Annotated in this window: 12 protein-coding genes and 1 pseudogene; 2 read left to right on the top strand and 11 right to left on the bottom strand. The window is 65.2% G+C overall.

What is annotated here, in order from left to right; all coding sequences use genetic code 11:
• Positions 1-41: 41 nt before the first annotated feature.
• The 4 genes from CFB39_RS08650 to CFB39_RS08635 form a co-directional block, all read right to left on the bottom strand.
• The gene (locus tag CFB39_RS08650) at positions 42-758 is read right to left on the bottom strand and encodes a molecular chaperone (protein WP_256991376.1); all 717 of its coding nucleotides are present in this window, start codon (positions 756-758) and stop codon (positions 42-44) included.
• A gap of 91 nt (positions 759-849) precedes the next feature.
• The gene (locus CFB39_RS08645; protein WP_256991375.1) at positions 850-3,561 is read right to left on the bottom strand and encodes a fimbria/pilus outer membrane usher protein; all 2,712 of its coding nucleotides are present in this window, start codon (positions 3,559-3,561) and stop codon (positions 850-852) included.
• Positions 3,562-3,649: 88 nt separating this feature from the next.
• Complete coding sequence (locus CFB39_RS08640; protein WP_256991374.1) at positions 3,650-4,369, bottom strand: molecular chaperone; 720 nt, start codon at positions 4,367-4,369, stop codon at positions 3,650-3,652.
• Between the two features lie 60 nt (positions 4,370-4,429).
• On the bottom strand, positions 4,430-5,008 hold the full coding sequence (locus CFB39_RS08635; protein WP_089472735.1) for a fimbrial protein: 579 nt from the start codon (positions 5,006-5,008) through the stop codon (positions 4,430-4,432).
• Positions 5,009-5,674: 666 nt separating this feature from the next.
• On the opposite strand from CFB39_RS08635, the gene CFB39_RS08630 reads away from it, so the two are divergent.
• A protein-coding gene (locus CFB39_RS08630) for an IS3-like element ISBcen15 family transposase (RefSeq protein WP_089472298.1) occupies positions 5,675-6,804 on the top strand; the annotation gives its coding sequence in 2 pieces (ribosomal slippage) (positions 5,675-5,927 and positions 5,927-6,804; 1,131 coding nt in all).
• Between the two features lie 150 nt (positions 6,805-6,954).
• Here the strand turns inward: CFB39_RS08630 and CFB39_RS08625 are convergent.
• The 6 genes and pseudogenes from CFB39_RS08625 to CFB39_RS08600 form a co-directional block, all read right to left on the bottom strand.
• Positions 6,955-7,224 (bottom strand): annotated as a pseudogene (locus CFB39_RS08625) (alpha/beta fold hydrolase); the annotation flags it as partial.
• A gap of 271 nt (positions 7,225-7,495) precedes the next feature.
• Positions 7,496-9,034, bottom strand: coding sequence for an agmatine/peptidylarginine deiminase (locus tag CFB39_RS08620; RefSeq protein WP_089472734.1), 1,539 nt, complete (start codon positions 9,032-9,034; stop codon positions 7,496-7,498).
• 150 nt (positions 9,035-9,184) lie between these two features.
• Positions 9,185-10,297: an agmatine/peptidylarginine deiminase gene (locus CFB39_RS08615; protein ID WP_089472733.1), complete on the bottom strand. Its 1,113-nt coding sequence runs from the start codon at positions 10,295-10,297 to the stop codon at positions 9,185-9,187.
• An 85-nt stretch (positions 10,298-10,382) separates the two neighbouring features.
• Positions 10,383-11,495 (bottom strand): polyamine ABC transporter substrate-binding protein, encoded by a 1,113-nt coding sequence (locus CFB39_RS08610; RefSeq protein WP_089472732.1) that lies wholly within the window; start codon positions 11,493-11,495, stop codon positions 10,383-10,385.
• 10 nt (positions 11,496-11,505) lie between these two features.
• The gene (aguB, locus tag CFB39_RS08605; RefSeq protein ID WP_089461011.1) at positions 11,506-12,420 is read right to left on the bottom strand and encodes an N-carbamoylputrescine amidase; all 915 of its coding nucleotides are present in this window, start codon (positions 12,418-12,420) and stop codon (positions 11,506-11,508) included.
• A gap of 46 nt (positions 12,421-12,466) precedes the next feature.
• The gene (locus CFB39_RS08600) at positions 12,467-13,468 is read right to left on the bottom strand and encodes an agmatine/peptidylarginine deiminase (protein WP_256991398.1); all 1,002 of its coding nucleotides are present in this window, start codon (positions 13,466-13,468) and stop codon (positions 12,467-12,469) included.
• 137 nt (positions 13,469-13,605) lie between these two features.
• On the opposite strand from CFB39_RS08600, the gene CFB39_RS08595 reads away from it, so the two are divergent.
• Positions 13,606-14,535, top strand: coding sequence for a LysR family transcriptional regulator (locus tag CFB39_RS08595; protein ID WP_089472730.1), 930 nt, complete (start codon positions 13,606-13,608; stop codon positions 14,533-14,535).
• A gap of 85 nt (positions 14,536-14,620) precedes the next feature.
• Here the strand turns inward: CFB39_RS08595 and CFB39_RS08590 are convergent, their stop codons facing one another.
• Positions 14,621-15,925 carry an MFS family transporter gene (locus CFB39_RS08590; protein WP_089472729.1) on the bottom strand — a complete coding sequence of 435 codons (1,305 nt, stop codon included), beginning with the start codon at positions 15,923-15,925 and terminating at the stop codon, positions 14,621-14,623.
• Positions 15,926-16,082 lie beyond the last annotated feature (157 nt).

The raw sequence follows: 16,082 nt of genomic DNA, 5'->3' as shown, positions 1-16,082 counted from the left end.
CCCCGACAGGACGGGTACTGCAAGCACTGACGGTCCGTCGGTCACGGCGGCGCGAACCGCGCCCGGTATTCGTTCGATGTGCCGCTGTCGTCGACGGCGTCGAACACGATCTCCGCGTCCCCTTTCCCGTCGGGCTGCGTGCCGGCTGGCATCTCGGCCCGACCGAACGGCGCGACGTCCACCGCGCGGTTCGCCAGCACGACGGGTTCGCCGTTCAGCAGCACGCGCGTCAGCGTCACGTAGTACGGCGTGGGATTGGTGGCGACGATCGTGGCAGCAGCCTGCCGGTTCGCGCGCGTCCAGGTCAGCGCATTCGGCGCACGATCCGGCTCGCCGGCCAGGCCGGGTGGTCGATACAGGAGCTTCATGCGCAGCCGGTAAGCGATGCGCAGGGTGTTGTCGTGCGTGGGCACGGCCGGCGGCACTTCGAGCAGGTTGATCCAGAAACAGGATTCCCGGTCAGTCGGCAAATCGCCGCCGATGGACTGCACGCGAATCGCCAGCGGCCGCGCCGGATCGAGTCGCACGAGCGGCGGCGTCACGACGAACGGCACGCGCAGGCGGTCGGGATCGGCATTCGCGTCGCCCACGTCGAGCCACGCCTGAACCAGGATCGGCTCAGCGCCACCGTTGCGCGCGAGGATCGTCAGCGCACGCGCATCGCCGGGATAGACGAAGCGGGTGCCGACCACGGACAGCGCCGCGTGACCGGTGACTGCGCCGACGCTCGCCGCGCAAGCCACCACCGCCGCGCGCACGATCCTCCCGGCGCGGGTCGCGGCGAGGGCTCGGCACGACGATCGGATAACCACCGGTGCGGGAAGGAAATCGTGACCCTGCATCGACCTATTACCCCTCGCCACGGCCTGGAGCGACCGGCGCCGTCACGGGGATCGCACGGCAGACGCGCGTCAGCGTCACGTAGCCGCGCGCGGTCCGCTCCTGCGACGACACCGAGTAGTCGATCACGCACTGCTGATCAGCACGCGCGCCCCATTCGACGCGAATTTGCCCGTCGTCGTCGGCGCTGCGCGCCAGCAGGAGACTGCCCTGCCCGACCGCGCCCAGCATGGCGCCGGTGCGGGCATCGAGCGCACGCGCCGCGAACGGCAGCGGCCGGCCGTCCTCGGTCTGCGCGTCGATCAGCAGCGCGCGCGCCTTCAGCGTGTCGTACGACAGCATGACGACCGATCCCGAGCGCGGCGCGACGCTGCGCGATGTCGTCTTGAGTTCGACATCGTCCGGAATATCCTTCGGATCGAGGTCGACCTGGTTGAGCTGATACGGTGTGAGGCTCGGCACGATCGCGTAGCCGAACCGGTTGACGCGTGCGTTCGTGTTCGCCACCAGGGCGCCGCGCGCGTGCGGCGCGTGCACGACGCCGATCGTCTCGCTCAGGGTTGGCGCGAGCGTCAGGCCGCCCGGGTGCAGCACCACGGCGCCCGCCGCGTTCGCCGACGCCTGCTGATAGTCGCGCCCGAGGCCGATGTTCGCCGACACGGACGCAACGGGCAGTTGGTAGCCCACGCCGAAACTGCCCGACGACGCGCGGTTGTTGCCGTCGTAGCTCGACGACAGCGAGTACGATCCGTCGCTGCGCTCGCCGAAACGCCCGGCCAGGCTCGCCGTGGCACTCGTGCCGTTGCTGCTGTCACGCGTCATCAGCGTGCTGAAGATCGGCGCGCGCCGCGAGTCGCGTCCGAGCGGAATCGAAACGTTCACGCTGACGAGCGTGCTGCCCGCCCCGCCGCCGGACGACGCGTAACGGGTGGACAGGTTGCGCACGCGCTGCACCGACGCCGTCACGGTCGCATCGCGCCATTGCGTGCTGTAGCCGAGCGTGAAGCTGAGCGATTGCCCGCCTCCCGCCCAGTAGCTGAGCGCCGATCCGTTCGCGTAGACGCTGCCCGATCGCCCGATCTGCTGACTCACGTTGAGATCGACCCGATTGCGCAGCCGCGCGAATGCCTCGGCGCCCACGCGCTGATCGCTCCGGCCGTTCAGTATCAACGCGTCGCGCAGGCCGAGATAGCCTTTGGTCGAGTAGCGATACGCGAGCAGCGAAAAGTTCGTGCCGCTGTTCGGCAGGTTCTTGCTGTAAGACACGCGAATACTCGAACCGCTCAGGCGCTCGCTGCCTGGCGGCTGGGTTCGCGCGATCGTGACGTCCGCGGCGAAGCCGCCGATCGGCGTATTGAGCCCGACGCCCATCAGTACCGACTGGTAGCGGTTCGCAAACGCGGCGCCGCCATAGGCCGTCAGTGCATTGTTGACGCCGCGTTGCACCGTGAACTGGCCGACGTACTGCGTGCCGATGTCGCCGCCGAGCTCGATCGCCCGGCCCGCCATCGCGCTGAACCGTGTGCGGCCGGGACGCAGCAGCTGGACCGTCGTCGCGAACGGCACCACGAAGCTGCGTGTCTCGCCGTTGGCCTCGGTCACGGTCACGTTCAGATCGCCGCCGTAGCTCATCGCCTGCAGGTTGTCGATCGCGAACGGCCCCGGCGCGACCGTCGTCTCGTGAACGAGATAGCCGCGTTGATGGATCGTCACCTTGGCATTCGACTGTGCGACGCCACGCACGACCGGCGCATAGTAGCGCTGCTCGTCGGGAAGCATCCGGTCGTCACTGACGATCTGTATACCGCGGAACGACACGGCGTCGAACAGCGCGCCGCTGGTCGAACTCTCACCGGCCAGCAGTTGCGCGTGCCAGTCGGGCAAATCGGTTTGCGCGTAGATGTAGCCGCGCTGATAACGGGCACCCCCGCGCTGCGACCACGTGAGGTTGCCGTTGTGGCGAATCCGGAACCGGCCGGCGCTGGCCGCCATCGAGAGCCCCGTGTAGAGCTGCGAGGATTCGTAGCCGCCCGAACGCGTCGAAAATACACTGGCGTTGTAGCTCAGCAGCGCGGCCGGCACACCGTTCGTCCAGTTCGCCGGATCGACGTAGCTACTTTGACTGGCGACGCGCATGTAGAACTGCGGCACTGTCAGATACAGCTTCTGCTCCGCCGCGTCGAACGACAATGCGGCCCCCGGTACGTACCGGGAAGGTGGGTCGCAGATCAACCCGTCGGGCAGCGGATTCGGCGGCTGGCTGCCATCCTGGCCCCGTGCGCTCCGCTCGAGGTCGACACCGGCGCGCTGCAACAACAGCCGGTCGTAGCAAGGCTGCACGTCATCGCGCGCATCGTGGCGGAACGTGATCTCTTCCACGCCGCGCCACTGCCCGTTGACGATCAGGTCTGCACGATGCTGCCCCGGCACGACGGCGTTCGGACGTTCGAACGGCGTCGTATCGATCGGCCCGCTGTCGGGGCCGTGCATCAGCATCGAATCGTCGAAATGCGTCTTGCCCGCAGCCGGCGATGCGCCTGCGGTCTCGCGATGCGCGTCGTCCCGCACCGCCGTGTCGACCGTAGCCGCGACGGCATTCGCCCCCGACGTCATCGCGACCGACGCAAATACCGAGGCGACAGCCAGCAGGCACGGCCGCTTCGGCAGCCGCGGGGCGAGGTCCGGCGCGCATGAATGATGAAAACCTGCTGAACTGCGCATGTGGATACATTAATTTCGCATACCGAATCGATAATGCGGATCGGTATGCCGGGTCGTGCCTGCTGGATGCGTTGCGTGAAAAAACTGCTCAGTCGGTCAGTTTCTTTGTTATCGTGCTGCGGCCGCCGTAGTCGTCGATGGACATGTAGCGCACGGTCGTCGGGCGTTGCGACGGCGTGACGCCCGGCAACGGAAAGCGCTGGATACCGAACGGCTCGACCATCCCGCCACCGGCCTCGACAAAGGTGCCGCCAACCTCGCCCTCGACCCTGCCGAACGACACGTAATACGGCGTCGGATTGGACACCTCGAGCGCGACCGGGTGCCTGCCCGCATGCGCCGCACCGTCAGCCACCTTCCAGACCAGCTTGTTCTCCGCCATCCCGACGTCGTTCGCCAGCGCCGACGGCCGATAGAACAATTTGATACGGGTTCGGAAGGCAAAGCGCAGCTGGTTGTCCGCGTCTTGCTGCACCGTCGGCACCTCGAGCACATTCAGCCAGAACACCGATTCGCGGTCGGTGGGCAGCGACGCCTGCATGTTCGTGATGCGCAATACGGCGCCCCGCCCGGCTTCGACGCGCACCAGTGTCGGCGCAACGACGAACGGCGTTCGCATCTTCTCGGGCGGAACGTCGACGCGACCATCGTCGATCCAGCTCTGCGCGAGCACCGGTTCCGTGCCGGAATTTTCCATCCGGACCGTCACGTCGCGAGCCCGCTCGGGAAAGATCACGCGGGTACCGTTCAGCAGTAGAGCCGCCTGCGCCAGCGTGGCGCAGGCAGCCCACGCCACGACACCGGCCACGACTCTTGGATAAGGAATCCGAATTGACAATGTCATGACGTGCAACAGGAATGGGACCGATCAGTGGTAAGCGAGCACGTACCGGATGAACGAGTTACCGGAACCGGCCTTGATGCCGGCCGGCAAGGCCGTCGACACGTATGCCGCCTTGTAGGTCAGGGTCGCGGTGTTGTTCGCGACGGTCGCGATCTGCGGGTCGGTCTGCGGCGTGCCGAGCATGATCTTGCCGTTCTTGGTATTACCCGCGTCCTTGATCTGGATTTCGATGCCCTCCGCCGGTTTGGTGCCGAGGAGCTTCAGGTTGCCGGTCGACGGGTTGATGTTGACCGACACCGGATCGAATTCCATCACGACCTTCGTGCCGTTGGTACAGCCCGTATTGCCGCCAATCTTCACACTGAACTCGACGTCATTCGACGTCTTGCCGATCGCGTCGAACATGGCCGGGTCGACGCGATCGCCAAGTTGCACCTCTTGCCGATTGCTGGAGCCAGGTGCCTGGCCGTTGACGTTGCAGGTGACGTCGGAGATGCTGCCGTAGAAGGCCAGCTCACCGTCGAACGCGTGGGCAAGCGACGGTACCAGCGCGGCGCTAGCGATGCCTGCTGCAACGCAACCCCGAAGCAAGTTCATTTTCATCTTTGGAATTCCTCTCAAATGGATGATTTTTGTCGAAACAGTCCGATCGGCTCAGGAGTTTTCATGGGACTTGAAATCCAGAAATACAGATCGCATCGCGTCATCTCGAATAAATGAATTTTTATCCTAGAAAAACGACGACATCGCAATTCTATTTGCCCGGAAATTTTCCTCAAATAGTACGAGTAAGAAATATGAATTCCATTTAGCCATTCGGCCACCTTGCCTCACGACACTGATTCTGGCAGGCAACCCGCTGCGCTGCTTCTTGTGGCTGAAAGTACGGCGCAGACATCACTGGAATGAGACATCGCGCATCGAGGCCAATCAAAAAATAAACAATGAATTAGATTGGATCTAAAATTAAAACAACGAGATATGGAAGCGAAAATCTTAAAAATTTTCCATTTCTCAACATTTCAAAATCAGAAAAGTCAAATTTCCCGCTCTCGAACATGAGTGGGTCGCGCAAGATCGCGCATCGACATGTTGCTCGGGTTTTCGAAATCGACTTCTCGTCGCGGCGTCGCATTTCACCGAGGACGCGTGCAGTCAAATCACACACGAACCGGCTGCATGCGGCGCTGACCCTAGCCCACAAAACTGTCCCATTTGGAAGTGGAAAATTCCGGCATGACGTTGTCATCAAGACCAGGAGGTCATGCCGTGAAGAAGAGCAAGTTCACCGAAGAGCAGATCGCATACGCGTTAAAGCAAGCCGAGCTGGGCACGCCGGTCGCAGAGGTCTGCCGCAAGATGGGAATCAGCGACGCGACGTTTTACAACTGGCGGACCAAGTATGGCGGGCTATCGCCTTCGGAACTGCGCCGGTTGAAGCAGCTTGAGGAAGAGAATGCGAAGCTCAAGCGGCTCGTGGCGGACCTGAGCCTGGACAAGGCCATGCTGCAGGACGTGCTGTCAAAAAAGCTCTGAAGCCTTCCCGGCGCCGTGATCTGGTCACGGACTTGATGCAGCGTTTCGGCGCAAGCCAGCGGCAGACCTGCGCGTTGTTGCAACTTTCCCGCACGGTCTACCGTTACGAGTCGGTCGCGCGGGATCAAAGCGCGCTGGAGATGCGCATCAAGGAGATCACCGAAGTGCGGGTGCATTATGGTGCGCCCCGCGTGTACGTGATGCTTCGCCGGGAAGGCTGGCGAGACAACCATAAACGCGTCGAGCGCGTGTATCGGGAACTGGGGCTTTCATTGCGCCACAAACGACCTCGACGGAACAAGTCGGCTCGGCGCCGACAGCCAAAGCAGTCAGTGAGCGCAATCAACGAAATCTGGAGTATGGACTTCGTCGCTGATGCGCTGTTTGATGGTCGGCGCTTGCGTACGCTCACGATCGTGGACAACTACACGCGGGAATGCTTGGCGATTGAAGTCGACGGCTCATTGCGTGGCGAACACGTTGTCGCCGCGCTGACCCGGCTTGCGCAGCATCGCCCGCTTCCACGCTATATCAAGGCAGACAATGGCAGCGAGTTCATTTCGAAGGCGCTCGACAAATGGGCGTACGAGAACGACGTGGAGATTGACTTCTCGCGTCCTGGCAAGCCAACCGACAACGCGAAGAACGAATCCTTCAACGGACGTTTCCGGGAGGAGTGCCTCAATGCACATTGGTTCTTGTCGCTGGAGGACGCCAGACGCAAAATCGAAGTCTGGCGCGAGTACTATAACGAGGCGCGCCCTCACTCTGCGCTGCAGTGGATGACACCGGCGGAATTCGCCCGCCGGTGCACCGATCGGGCCGATTCGGCCCGCCCCGAAGAGCCGGAATTTTCCAGCTAAGACTGGGACGGAAATTGGGCCAGCCTCAGCGCCGCTGGCGGACAGGAAACTGTTGGCGTATGGAAGGGGTGAAGACCCGTCGCTTCGCGACGAGATGCGCGTTGCCGCACCGGCCCGGAGCGCGGCACCGCGCCGTGTCCTGCCGCTACATCACCCGGCGAGCGCGGTCGCCGCCTCGTCGATCAACGCCGCGACCGCCACCGGCTTCGACGCGAGCGACGCATGGCTTGCATCGAGCGTGATGACGTTGCGCGCGTCCATCCGCGCCGACATCCGCTGCTGGTTCTCCGGCGCGATCATCCGGTCTTCGCTCGAGATCTGGTACCACGACGGTTTCGCGCGCCACGCAGGCGCGTGAATGGTGTCCGCGAAGGTGCTCGCCACCGGCGCCTTCTGCGTGACGGCCATCACGAGCGCTTCTCTTCTTGACGTGGCATGTCATCGAACCGTCACGGGCCCGGCCGATCCGGACCGTCGCGCGGACATGCAGCAACCAGCATAGGCGAGCCGACGGGCGCGACCAATTCCGCCGAGACCGGCGTGAGACGCAGCGCACCAAAAAAGACGCCCGCTGCACGCAGCGGGCGCGAATCCCAGTCAAGGAGGTGTCACACGAACTACAGCCCCAGATTAAGGAATTCGCCCGTCATGGACAACGAATCGATTTCAATATCGATATGACGGGATTCGCTCACGCCGGCACCTCCCGCGTCGAGCAATGGATGCCGCCGCCGCCCGACGCGATGCCGAGGATGTCGACCTGCACGATCGCCCGGTTCCCCGCATACGGCCGGATCGCGGCGACCGCGGCCGCATCTGCCGCCGCGTCGTTGAACTTCGGCATGACGATCGCACCGTTGCAGGCGTAGAAATTGATGTAGCCGGCCGCGAAATTCGTCATCTGCCGGTCGGTCAGGCTGGTGCCGGCCGACGTGCCGAAATTGACCGGCGGCACCAGCTCGACGATCTGCAGCGGCCGGCCGTTCGCATCGGTCTGGCCGGCGAGCCGTTGCCGGTTCGCGTCCGTCAATGCGCGCTCGCCGGTCGAATTCGACGCGTCGTAACAGCACGCGACCACGCCGGGCGCGAGAAAGCGCGCGTAGAAGTCGACGTGCCCGTTCGTGATGTCGGTTTCGCCGGCCGGGGTCGCCGTGCCGCCGGCACCGCCCACGCCGCTGCCGCGCGGATAGGTCGCCGTACCGGGCAGCCAGATGATCTTCCGCACGCCGAGCGTGCGCTGCAGTTCGGCGAGCACCGTGTCTTTCGCCGTCGGCAGCAGCGTCGCATTCGCGATCACGCCGTTCGGGATGTCGAACAGCTGCGGATTCCGGTTCACGTGCAGCACGGACGATTCGGTGAGGATCGCCGTCGCGTCGCCGTCGAATTCGATCGCGCCGCCTTCGAGCGTCAGCGTGCTGCGGATCAGGTTTGCGCCTTTCCGCTGCGCCATCCAGCCCGCCACCGCGTTGTCGCGGCTGAACGGCTGGAAGAACTTGCCCGCCTTCGACCGGTTGCTCGCGGCCGCGACTTCCGGCGGGACCGTCGCGCCCGGGCTCATGCCGGCGCCGTCGGTATTCGCGTTGCCCCAGCCGTTGAAATTGAAGCCGACCGCATTCAGCGCATTGTCGTTCGTCGTATCCCTGACGAACAGGCACCCCGTGTCGCGCACCCAGAAATCGTTGAAGCCGTCGGCGAGCGGCACGAGGTTGATTCCGCCGGCTCCCGCGGCGCGTGCCGCATAGCGCGCGTGCAGGTCGGGATTCGCGACGCTTGCGGTCGCGAGCAGCGCGCGGGCCGCATCGAGATCCGCCGGCAGCACCAGCATGTCGACCGGCTCGGTTGCGCCGATCGCTTTCGCGACGTCCATCAGGTCGGCCCGCACGCGCTCGATGCCGGCATCCGTGCTTTGCGGCGTGACGGGCCTCCAGATGCCATCCGCGCCGGACGCGAAAGCCATGTAGGTCGACGCATGCGGCGCATCTTCGGCCGGCAGCCGGTACTTGACCTGCCGCGTCGACGGGGTCGTGCCAGATGTCGTGCCAGATGTCGTGCCTGGCGACGTGGAAGCCGCGCCGGATGCACCACCGCCACCGCCACCGCAAGCGCTCAGGCTGCCCAGCAGCGGCACGCCGAGAAAGGCGGCCGAATACCGGATGAAGCTGCGCCGGCCGTTATCGGGTGTGCGCTGCATGCGCTTGCCGGTGCTCGCATGGGTACGTCGTTTCGTCATGTTTCAACTCCTTTGTGCGGTCGGCGCGCACGCGTGCACGCCGGCTTCCGTCTCGCAAGACGGACTCCGCATTGTTTTCAGTAGTCCGGAATGAACTGTTGCCTGCTACGGTCGTACGGGCCGGTCACGCATGCCGGCCCGCGGCCGCGCTCAGGCCGGCTGCTGTTGCGTGGTGCAGTGGATGCCGCCGCCGCCCGCGGCGATGCCGTCGATGTTCAGCTGAATGATCTCGCGCCCCGGAAACAGGTCGACGAGCGTGTCGCGCGTATTGCGGTCGGCGCGGCTGTCGCCGAACGCCGGCGCGATCACCGCGCGGTTGCACACGTAGAAGTTGATGTAGCCGGCCGCGAACTCTTCGTTCTCGTATTGATGCCGGACGGACTTCGGCCCCGGCAGCACGACGACTTTCAACGGGCGGCCCTTCGCGTCGGTGGATTTCCGCAGGATCTCCAGATGCTGTCGCGTCACCGCGTGGTCGTATGAAGACGGATCCGTATCGAGCCCGGCCACCACCACACCCGGGCTCGTGAAGCGCGCATAGAAGTCGGTATGCCCGTCGGTGATGTCCTTGCCCGCGATGCCCGGCAACCAGATGATCTTCTTCAGCCCCAGCAGCCGGCTCAGCTCCGTCTCGCACTGTGCCTGGCTGACGCCCGGATTGCGGTTCCGGTTGAGCACGCAGCTGCGCGTGATGATCGCCGTGCCCTCGCCGTCCACCTCGATGCCGCCGCCTTCGAGCACCAGCCGCGTGTCGAGCAGCCGCGCACCGGCGCGCTCCGCGACGAACGGCGAGACTTCCGCGTCCTGGTCGTGCTCCTGCTTGTTGCCCCAGCCGTTGAAATTGAAGCTCACGCCGCCGAGCTGGCCCGACGCGTTCTTCACGAACACGGGCCCCGTGTCGCGCATCCACAGATCGTCGACCGGGTGCTGGACGAGCTCGACCGATGAACCGCACAGCCGCGACGCGATCGCATAGTCCTGCTCGCGCACCAGCATCTTGAGCGGCTCGTGCGCGGCGATCGCCTTCGCGATCGCGGCCAGGTTCGCGCGCGCAACGGGCAACAGCCGCGCGCCCCAGATGTCCTCGCTCGGGCCGAACGCCATCCAGGTCGCCGTATGCGGCGCACCCTCGTCCGGCATGTGCCAGGTTGCGCCCTGCTGCGCGTGCGCGGCGCGGCCGAGCAACCCGCCCAGCGCGCCGGCGGCCAGCGCCGCCCCCGATACGGACAGGCCGCGTTTCAACAGTTGACGTCTCGTTGTCATGGCATTCCTCTTTCGCTTGCCGATTGCTTCGTTAGCTTCGTTTGCTTCGGTTGTTTCAATCGTTCGGCGGCTTCACGATGCGCGTTCACGGCCGCGCCGTCTTGAAGCCGAGCCAGGTCCGGCCTTCCAGACGCATCGCGGCCGGCGATTCGGCGATCGGCGTGAACAGCGTGCGCCGCGTCGCCTCGTCCGGATAAATGCCGGGATCGCGTACCAGCGCCGGGTCCATCAGCTTCAGTGCGCCCTGGTTCGCATTCGCGTAGCGCGTCGAATTCGAGATCCTCGCGATCACGTCCGGACGCAGGATGTAGTTGATGAACGCATGCGCGTTGTCCGGATGCTTCGCGGAGGCCGGAATGACCATCGCATCGAACCACATCAGGGTGCCGATCCGCGGAATGTCGTACACGACGTCGCGTTTCGGATCGCGCGCCTTCGCCTTCTGCGCGGCCAGGTTGATCGCGCCGGAGAAGCCGACCGTCACGCACAGCTCGCCGTCGATCAGCTCGTTGGCATCGGACGAATTGACGAACTCGCGGATGAACGGCCGGATCTTCATCAGCATCGCCTGCGCGGCCGCATAGTCCTGCGCGGACGGGTGCATCGGATCGAGGCCGACATAGCGCAGCGCCAGCGGCAGCACGGTGCTCGCGGAATCCTGCAGGCCCAGCCCGCACTTCGCGGCGACGCGCGCCGCGATCTCCGGCTTGAACAGCAGGTCGAGGCTGTCGGCCGGCATGTCCTTGCCGAGGATCGCGCGCACCCTGGCGCGGTCGTAGCCGACGCCCACGGTGCCCCACATGTACGGCACGCCATACTGGTTGCCCGGATCGGATTGCGCCATCTGCTTCAGCAGCGACGGATCGAGATACTTCAGGTTCGGCAGCCGGTTCTTGTCGAGCTTGCGAAACACGCCGGCCTGGATCTGCTTGGCCATGAAGTCGTTGGTCGGCCACACGAGGTCGTAGCCGCTGTTGCCGGTCAGCAGCTTCGACTGCAGCGTCTCGTCGCTGTCGTACGCGTCGTAGCGCACCTTGATGCCGGTTTCCTTCTCGAAGCCGGCCAGCGTATCCGGCGCGAAGTAATTGCTCCAGTTGTACAGGTTCAGCACCTTCTCTTCGTCGGCGCGGGCCGTGCCGGCCAGCACGCACAGCGCGAGGCCCGGCACCACGAAGCGCAACCCTCCTTGCCGTTTCATCGGGCCTCCCTCATCGATAACACGACGACACGCCGTCGCTGGTCAGCAACGTGCGGTACATCTCCGGGCGGCGATCGCGGAAAAAGCCCCACGATTGCCGGTCGGCGCGAATCGCGTCGAGATCGAACGTGTGCACGAGCACGGCTTCATCGGTACGGTTCGCCTCGGCCCGCTTCTCGCCGGTGTGATCCGCGATGAAACTCGACCCGTAGAACACGCCCGTGAGCCCCTGCTGCGCCGGATTGCCGTTGCCGAAGCCGACTTCGCGGCCGATCCGGTTCGCGGCCACGACCGGCACCATGTTGGCGGCCGCGTGGCCCTGCATCGTGCGCTGCCAGTGGCCGGACGAATCGAACGCACTGCTGAACGGCTCCGAGCCGATGATGGTCGGAAAGCACAGGATCTCGGCGCCCATCAGCGCGAGGCTGCGCGCCGTTTCCGGATACCACTGGTCCCAGCAGATACCGATGCCGATCCGGCCGAAGCGCGTGTCCCACACCTTGAAGCCGGTGTCGCCCGGCGTGAAATAGAACTTCTCCGTATAGCCCGGCCCGTCCGGGATATGCGTCTTGCGATAGACGCCGAGCACGCGCCCGTCCGCGTCGGCCACGGCGATCGAGTTGTACGCGGCATTGCCCGCACGCTCGAAGAAGCCGATCGGCAGCACGATGCCGAGCTCGCCGGCCAGCGCCGCGAAACGGGCGATCTGCGCGTTGCCTTCGAACGGCTGCGCGAGTTCGAGATGGCGCACGTTCTGGTCGAGGCAGAAGTACGGCATCGCGAACAGCTCCGGGCACAGCACGAGATTCGCGCCCTGTGCGGCGGCCGCGCGGATCAGGCGCTCCGCGGTGGCCATGTTGTCTTCGAGATTCCAGCTGCCCGACGCCATCTGGACGGCGGCGACGGTAATGTGTTTGGACGGCATTGCGATTGCTCCTCGGTCGAACCGGAAAGCGCTGACGAAACGTCGCTCAGTCTGCGACGCACGGCTGCTGCTGCGTCGAGCAGTGGATGCTGCCGCCGCCGATCGACAACGTCGGGATCGGCAGCATCTCCACGTTGCGCCCGGGGAACGCGCGGCTGAATACCTCGCGCGCCGCTTGATCCTGCTCGACGCCGAACGCGGACACGATCACCGCGCCGTTCACCAGAATGTAGTTCGCGTAGCAATCGCAGTAACGCTCGGAGCCGAAGCGTTCGGTGACGATCGGCGACGGCAGGTCGAGCAGCTCGAAGCGGCGCCCCGCCGCATCGGTCGCCAGCTCCAGCGCGCGACGGTTTTCCCGCATCACGTGAAAATAGTCGCCCTGCTCCGGCAGCGCGGTCTGGCACAGCATCCGGCCGGGTGCGATGAACGACGCGATGCCGTCCACGTGCCCGTTCGTCTCCACTTCGTCGGGATTGCCCGGCAGCCAGATGATCTTCTCGACGCCCAGCATCCGCCGCAGCTCCGCCTCGATCTCCGCGCGGCTCAGGTGCGGATTGCGATTCGGATGCAGCAGGCAGCTCTCGGTGGTGACCAGCGTGCCCTGCCCGTCGACATAGAACGCGCCGCCCTCCAGCACCAGGTGCGAATTGAAGATCTCCGCGCCGGCCGCGCGGGCGATGTCCTGCCCGGCCTGCTGGCAGCCGTCGTACGGCTGGTACTTCTCGCCCCAGCAGTTGAAGCGGAACACGGCCGCGCCGAGTCTGCGCTGTTCGCTCACCAGGAAGACCGGCCCGCAGTCGCGCAGCCAGTTGTCCTCGGCCGCGACCGGCAGCACGTCGACGCTTGCGCCGACCATCTCGCGCGCGGCGTCGGCCTGGCTGTGGTGCGCGGCCACCACGCAGCGCTGGTAGCGGGCGATCGTCCGCGCGACCAGCGCGAATTCGCGGCATACCTGCGCGTAATGGCTCCCCCACAGATCCTCGCGATCGTGGAGAACCGGCCATCCGAGCCACGTGGCATCCATGGATTCCCATTCCGCGGGCATCCGGTAACCGCGCTGGCGAGCATCAAAGCGACCCATCGTTCAGCCTCCGTTGTGATTGATGGCCGATTGTGCGTCAGGTTAAACTTGATGAATATTGATATTTATTGGCCGAATTAATCAATCTGTCTCATACCTCGATGCAACGCGTTCCTTCCCTGAAACTGCTGACCGGCTTCGAAGCCGCGGCCCGATTGGGTAATTTCTCGCGCGCGGCCGACGAGCTGCACCTGTCGCAATCGGCGATCAGCCATCAGATCCAGCAGCTCGAAGCGCAACTCGGGCAGCCGCTGTTCCGCCGGCGCGGCCGCGGCGTCGAACTGACCATCGCCGGCGAGGTCCTGCAGCGCAGCGTGCAGCGCGCGATGGACACGTTGCGCGGCGGCCTCGACCGCATCGCGACCTACCTGAACCCGGGGCTCGTCGTGCTCGTGTGTCCCGCGCCGTTGCTGCATGGCTGGCTGCAGCCGCGCCTCGAGCAGTTGCAGCACGCGCTGCCCGACCTGTGCCCGCTGCTGTCGACCGACGAAACCGCGCGCTACGTCGACGAAATCGACGTCGACATGACGATCGGCACGCGGCCGATGCTGCAGCCCGGCCTGCTCGATATCCCGTTCATGCGCGACGAATGGGTGACGGTGTGCGCGACGCCGCTGGCAGCGCAACTCGAACGCGTGCCGCGCGACGCGCACCCGCTGCACGCGGGCGTCATCTGTCTCGAAGCCAGCCTGACCGACGAACGTCTCGCGACCGTATTCCGCGAGCGGCTGTCGGCATTCCGGATGCATGCGATCTACGACGACCAGCGGCTCGTGCTGGACGCCGTGCTGCGCGGCCGCGGCATCGCGTGCCTGCCGCGTCTCGTCGCGCAGGCGGGCATCGACCAGCGCACGCTGACCGTGCTCGCCGATTACCCGCGCCTGCCCGGCACCACGTGGTGGCTGTCGCGCATGGAAGGCCCGTCGCGCTCGCCGATCGTCGAGCGGATGTTCGAATGGCTGGTCGAGCAAGGCAGCCTGTCGAGCGCATCCGGTCCGGCGCCCGACCACGCGACGCCTCCGCCCGCGTAATCGCACGCCGCAAAAAAACGTCCCGCCGGATGGCGGGACGTTCGTCATGATGCGAATGCGCTCGATGCGCACACTGCGCAGCCGATCACGGCTCGTGACGCAGATACCCTTCCTTGCTCGGATCGCGCATCCGCCACGACACGATCAGCGAGATCGCACACAGCACGGTCACGTACCAGTAGAAGGTTTCCTCGCTGCCGATCGACTTGAACCACAGCGCGACGTACTCGGCGGAACCGCCGAAGATCGCGTTCGCGACCGCATATGACAGGCCGACGCCCATCGCGCGCACTTCCGGCGGGAACATCTCGGCCTTGATCAGCCCGCTGATCGACGTGTAGAAGCTGACGATCGCGAGCGCGACGGTGATCAGCACGAATGCGGCCACCGGGCTCGTCACGTCCTTCAGCGCATGCATCAGCGGCACCGTGCCGATCACCGCGAACGAACCGAACAGGATCATCGACGTGCGGCGGCCGATCTTGTCGGACAGCGCGCCGAACACCGGCTGCATCAGCATGTAGACGAGCAGCGCGACGGTCATCACGTTGCTGGCCGTCTTCGCATGCATGCCGGCCGTGTTCACGAGGTACTTCTGCATGTACGTCGTGAACGTATAGAAGATCAGCGAGCCGCCGGCCGTGAAGCCGACCACCGTGAAGAACGCGCCCTTGTGCTGCCACACGCCGCGGATCGTGCCTGCGTCTTTCTTGTCGCGCGATGCGGTCGTCGACGTTTCATCGAGCGACTTGCGCAGGTACAGCGAGATCAGCGCGGCCGCCGCGCCGACCACGAACGGGATGCGCCAGCCCCACGCCTTCAGTTCGTCGGCCGACAGCGTCTGCTGCAGGATCACGAGCACGAGCAGCGCGCACAGCTGGCCGCCGATCAGCGTCACGTACTGGAACGACGCGAAGAAGCCGCGACGGCCCTTCAGCGCCACCTCGCTCATGTAGGTCGCGCTCGTGCCGTATTCGCCGCCCACCGACAGCCCCTGGAACAGCCGCGCGACCAGCAGCAGCGCCGGCGCGAGCGCGCCGATCTGCGCATAGGTCGGCAGCACCGCGATCACGAGCGAGCCGCCGCACATCATCAGCACCGAGATCATCATCGCGTTGCGGCGGCCGTGGCGGTCGGCGATGCGGCCGAACAGCCAGCCGCCGATCGGACGCATCAGGAAGCCGGCCGCGAACACACCGGCCGTGTTCAGCAGCTGCGTCGTCGTGTTGCCGCTCGGGAAGAACGCCGGCGCGAAGTACAGCGCGCAGAACGAGTAGATATAGAAGTCGAACCACTCGACGAGGTTGCCCGACGAGGCGCCGACGATGGCGAACACGCGCCGCCGGGTGTCATGCGCGGACAGCGCAGCTTGGTCGGTCTGGACGTCCATGGATTGGTCAGTTCCTTTTAGTGCTTTCTGGGCGAGACGGCTGGGGGCCGCCGCGTGCGATCGTACGTGGCACCGGTTCCGGCGCACGGCGCTACGGAATTTTAGCGAAATGTAAAGTAACAGGCTCTCCGGGTTCGTCCGGATGTAGAAGATTTTT

Source organism: Burkholderia sp. AU6039 (genome assembly GCF_002223365.1).
GTDB lineage: Bacteria > Pseudomonadota > Gammaproteobacteria > Burkholderiales > Burkholderiaceae > Burkholderia.
The sequence above is the reverse complement of the archived record's forward strand: the minus strand, read 5'-3'. Positions and strand labels throughout refer to the sequence as shown.

Excerpts from the sequence above, each read along its gene's own strand:
- CFB39_RS08645 (WP_256991375.1), bottom strand. The coding sequence starts at position 3,561 with ATGCGCAGTTCAGCAGGTTTTCATCATTCATGCGCGCCGGACCTCGCC.
- CFB39_RS08635 (WP_089472735.1), bottom strand. The coding sequence starts at position 5,008 with ATGAAAATGAACTTGCTTCGGGGTTGCGTTGCAGCAGGCATCGCTAGC.
- CFB39_RS08620 (WP_089472734.1), bottom strand. The coding sequence starts at position 9,034 with ATGACGAAACGACGTACCCATGCGAGCACCGGCAAGCGCATGCAGCGC.
- CFB39_RS08615 (WP_089472733.1), bottom strand. The coding sequence starts at position 10,297 with ATGACAACGAGACGTCAACTGTTGAAACGCGGCCTGTCCGTATCGGGG.
- CFB39_RS08610 (WP_089472732.1), bottom strand. The coding sequence starts at position 11,495 with ATGAAACGGCAAGGAGGGTTGCGCTTCGTGGTGCCGGGCCTCGCGCTG.
- aguB (WP_089461011.1), bottom strand. The coding sequence starts at position 12,420 with ATGCCGTCCAAACACATTACCGTCGCCGCCGTCCAGATGGCGTCGGGC.
- CFB39_RS08600 (WP_256991398.1), bottom strand. The coding sequence starts at position 13,468 with ATGCCCGCGGAATGGGAATCCATGGATGCCACGTGGCTCGGATGGCCG.
- CFB39_RS08595 (WP_089472730.1), top strand. The coding sequence starts at position 13,606 with ATGCAACGCGTTCCTTCCCTGAAACTGCTGACCGGCTTCGAAGCCGCG.
- CFB39_RS08590 (WP_089472729.1), bottom strand. The coding sequence starts at position 15,925 with ATGGACGTCCAGACCGACCAAGCTGCGCTGTCCGCGCATGACACCCGG.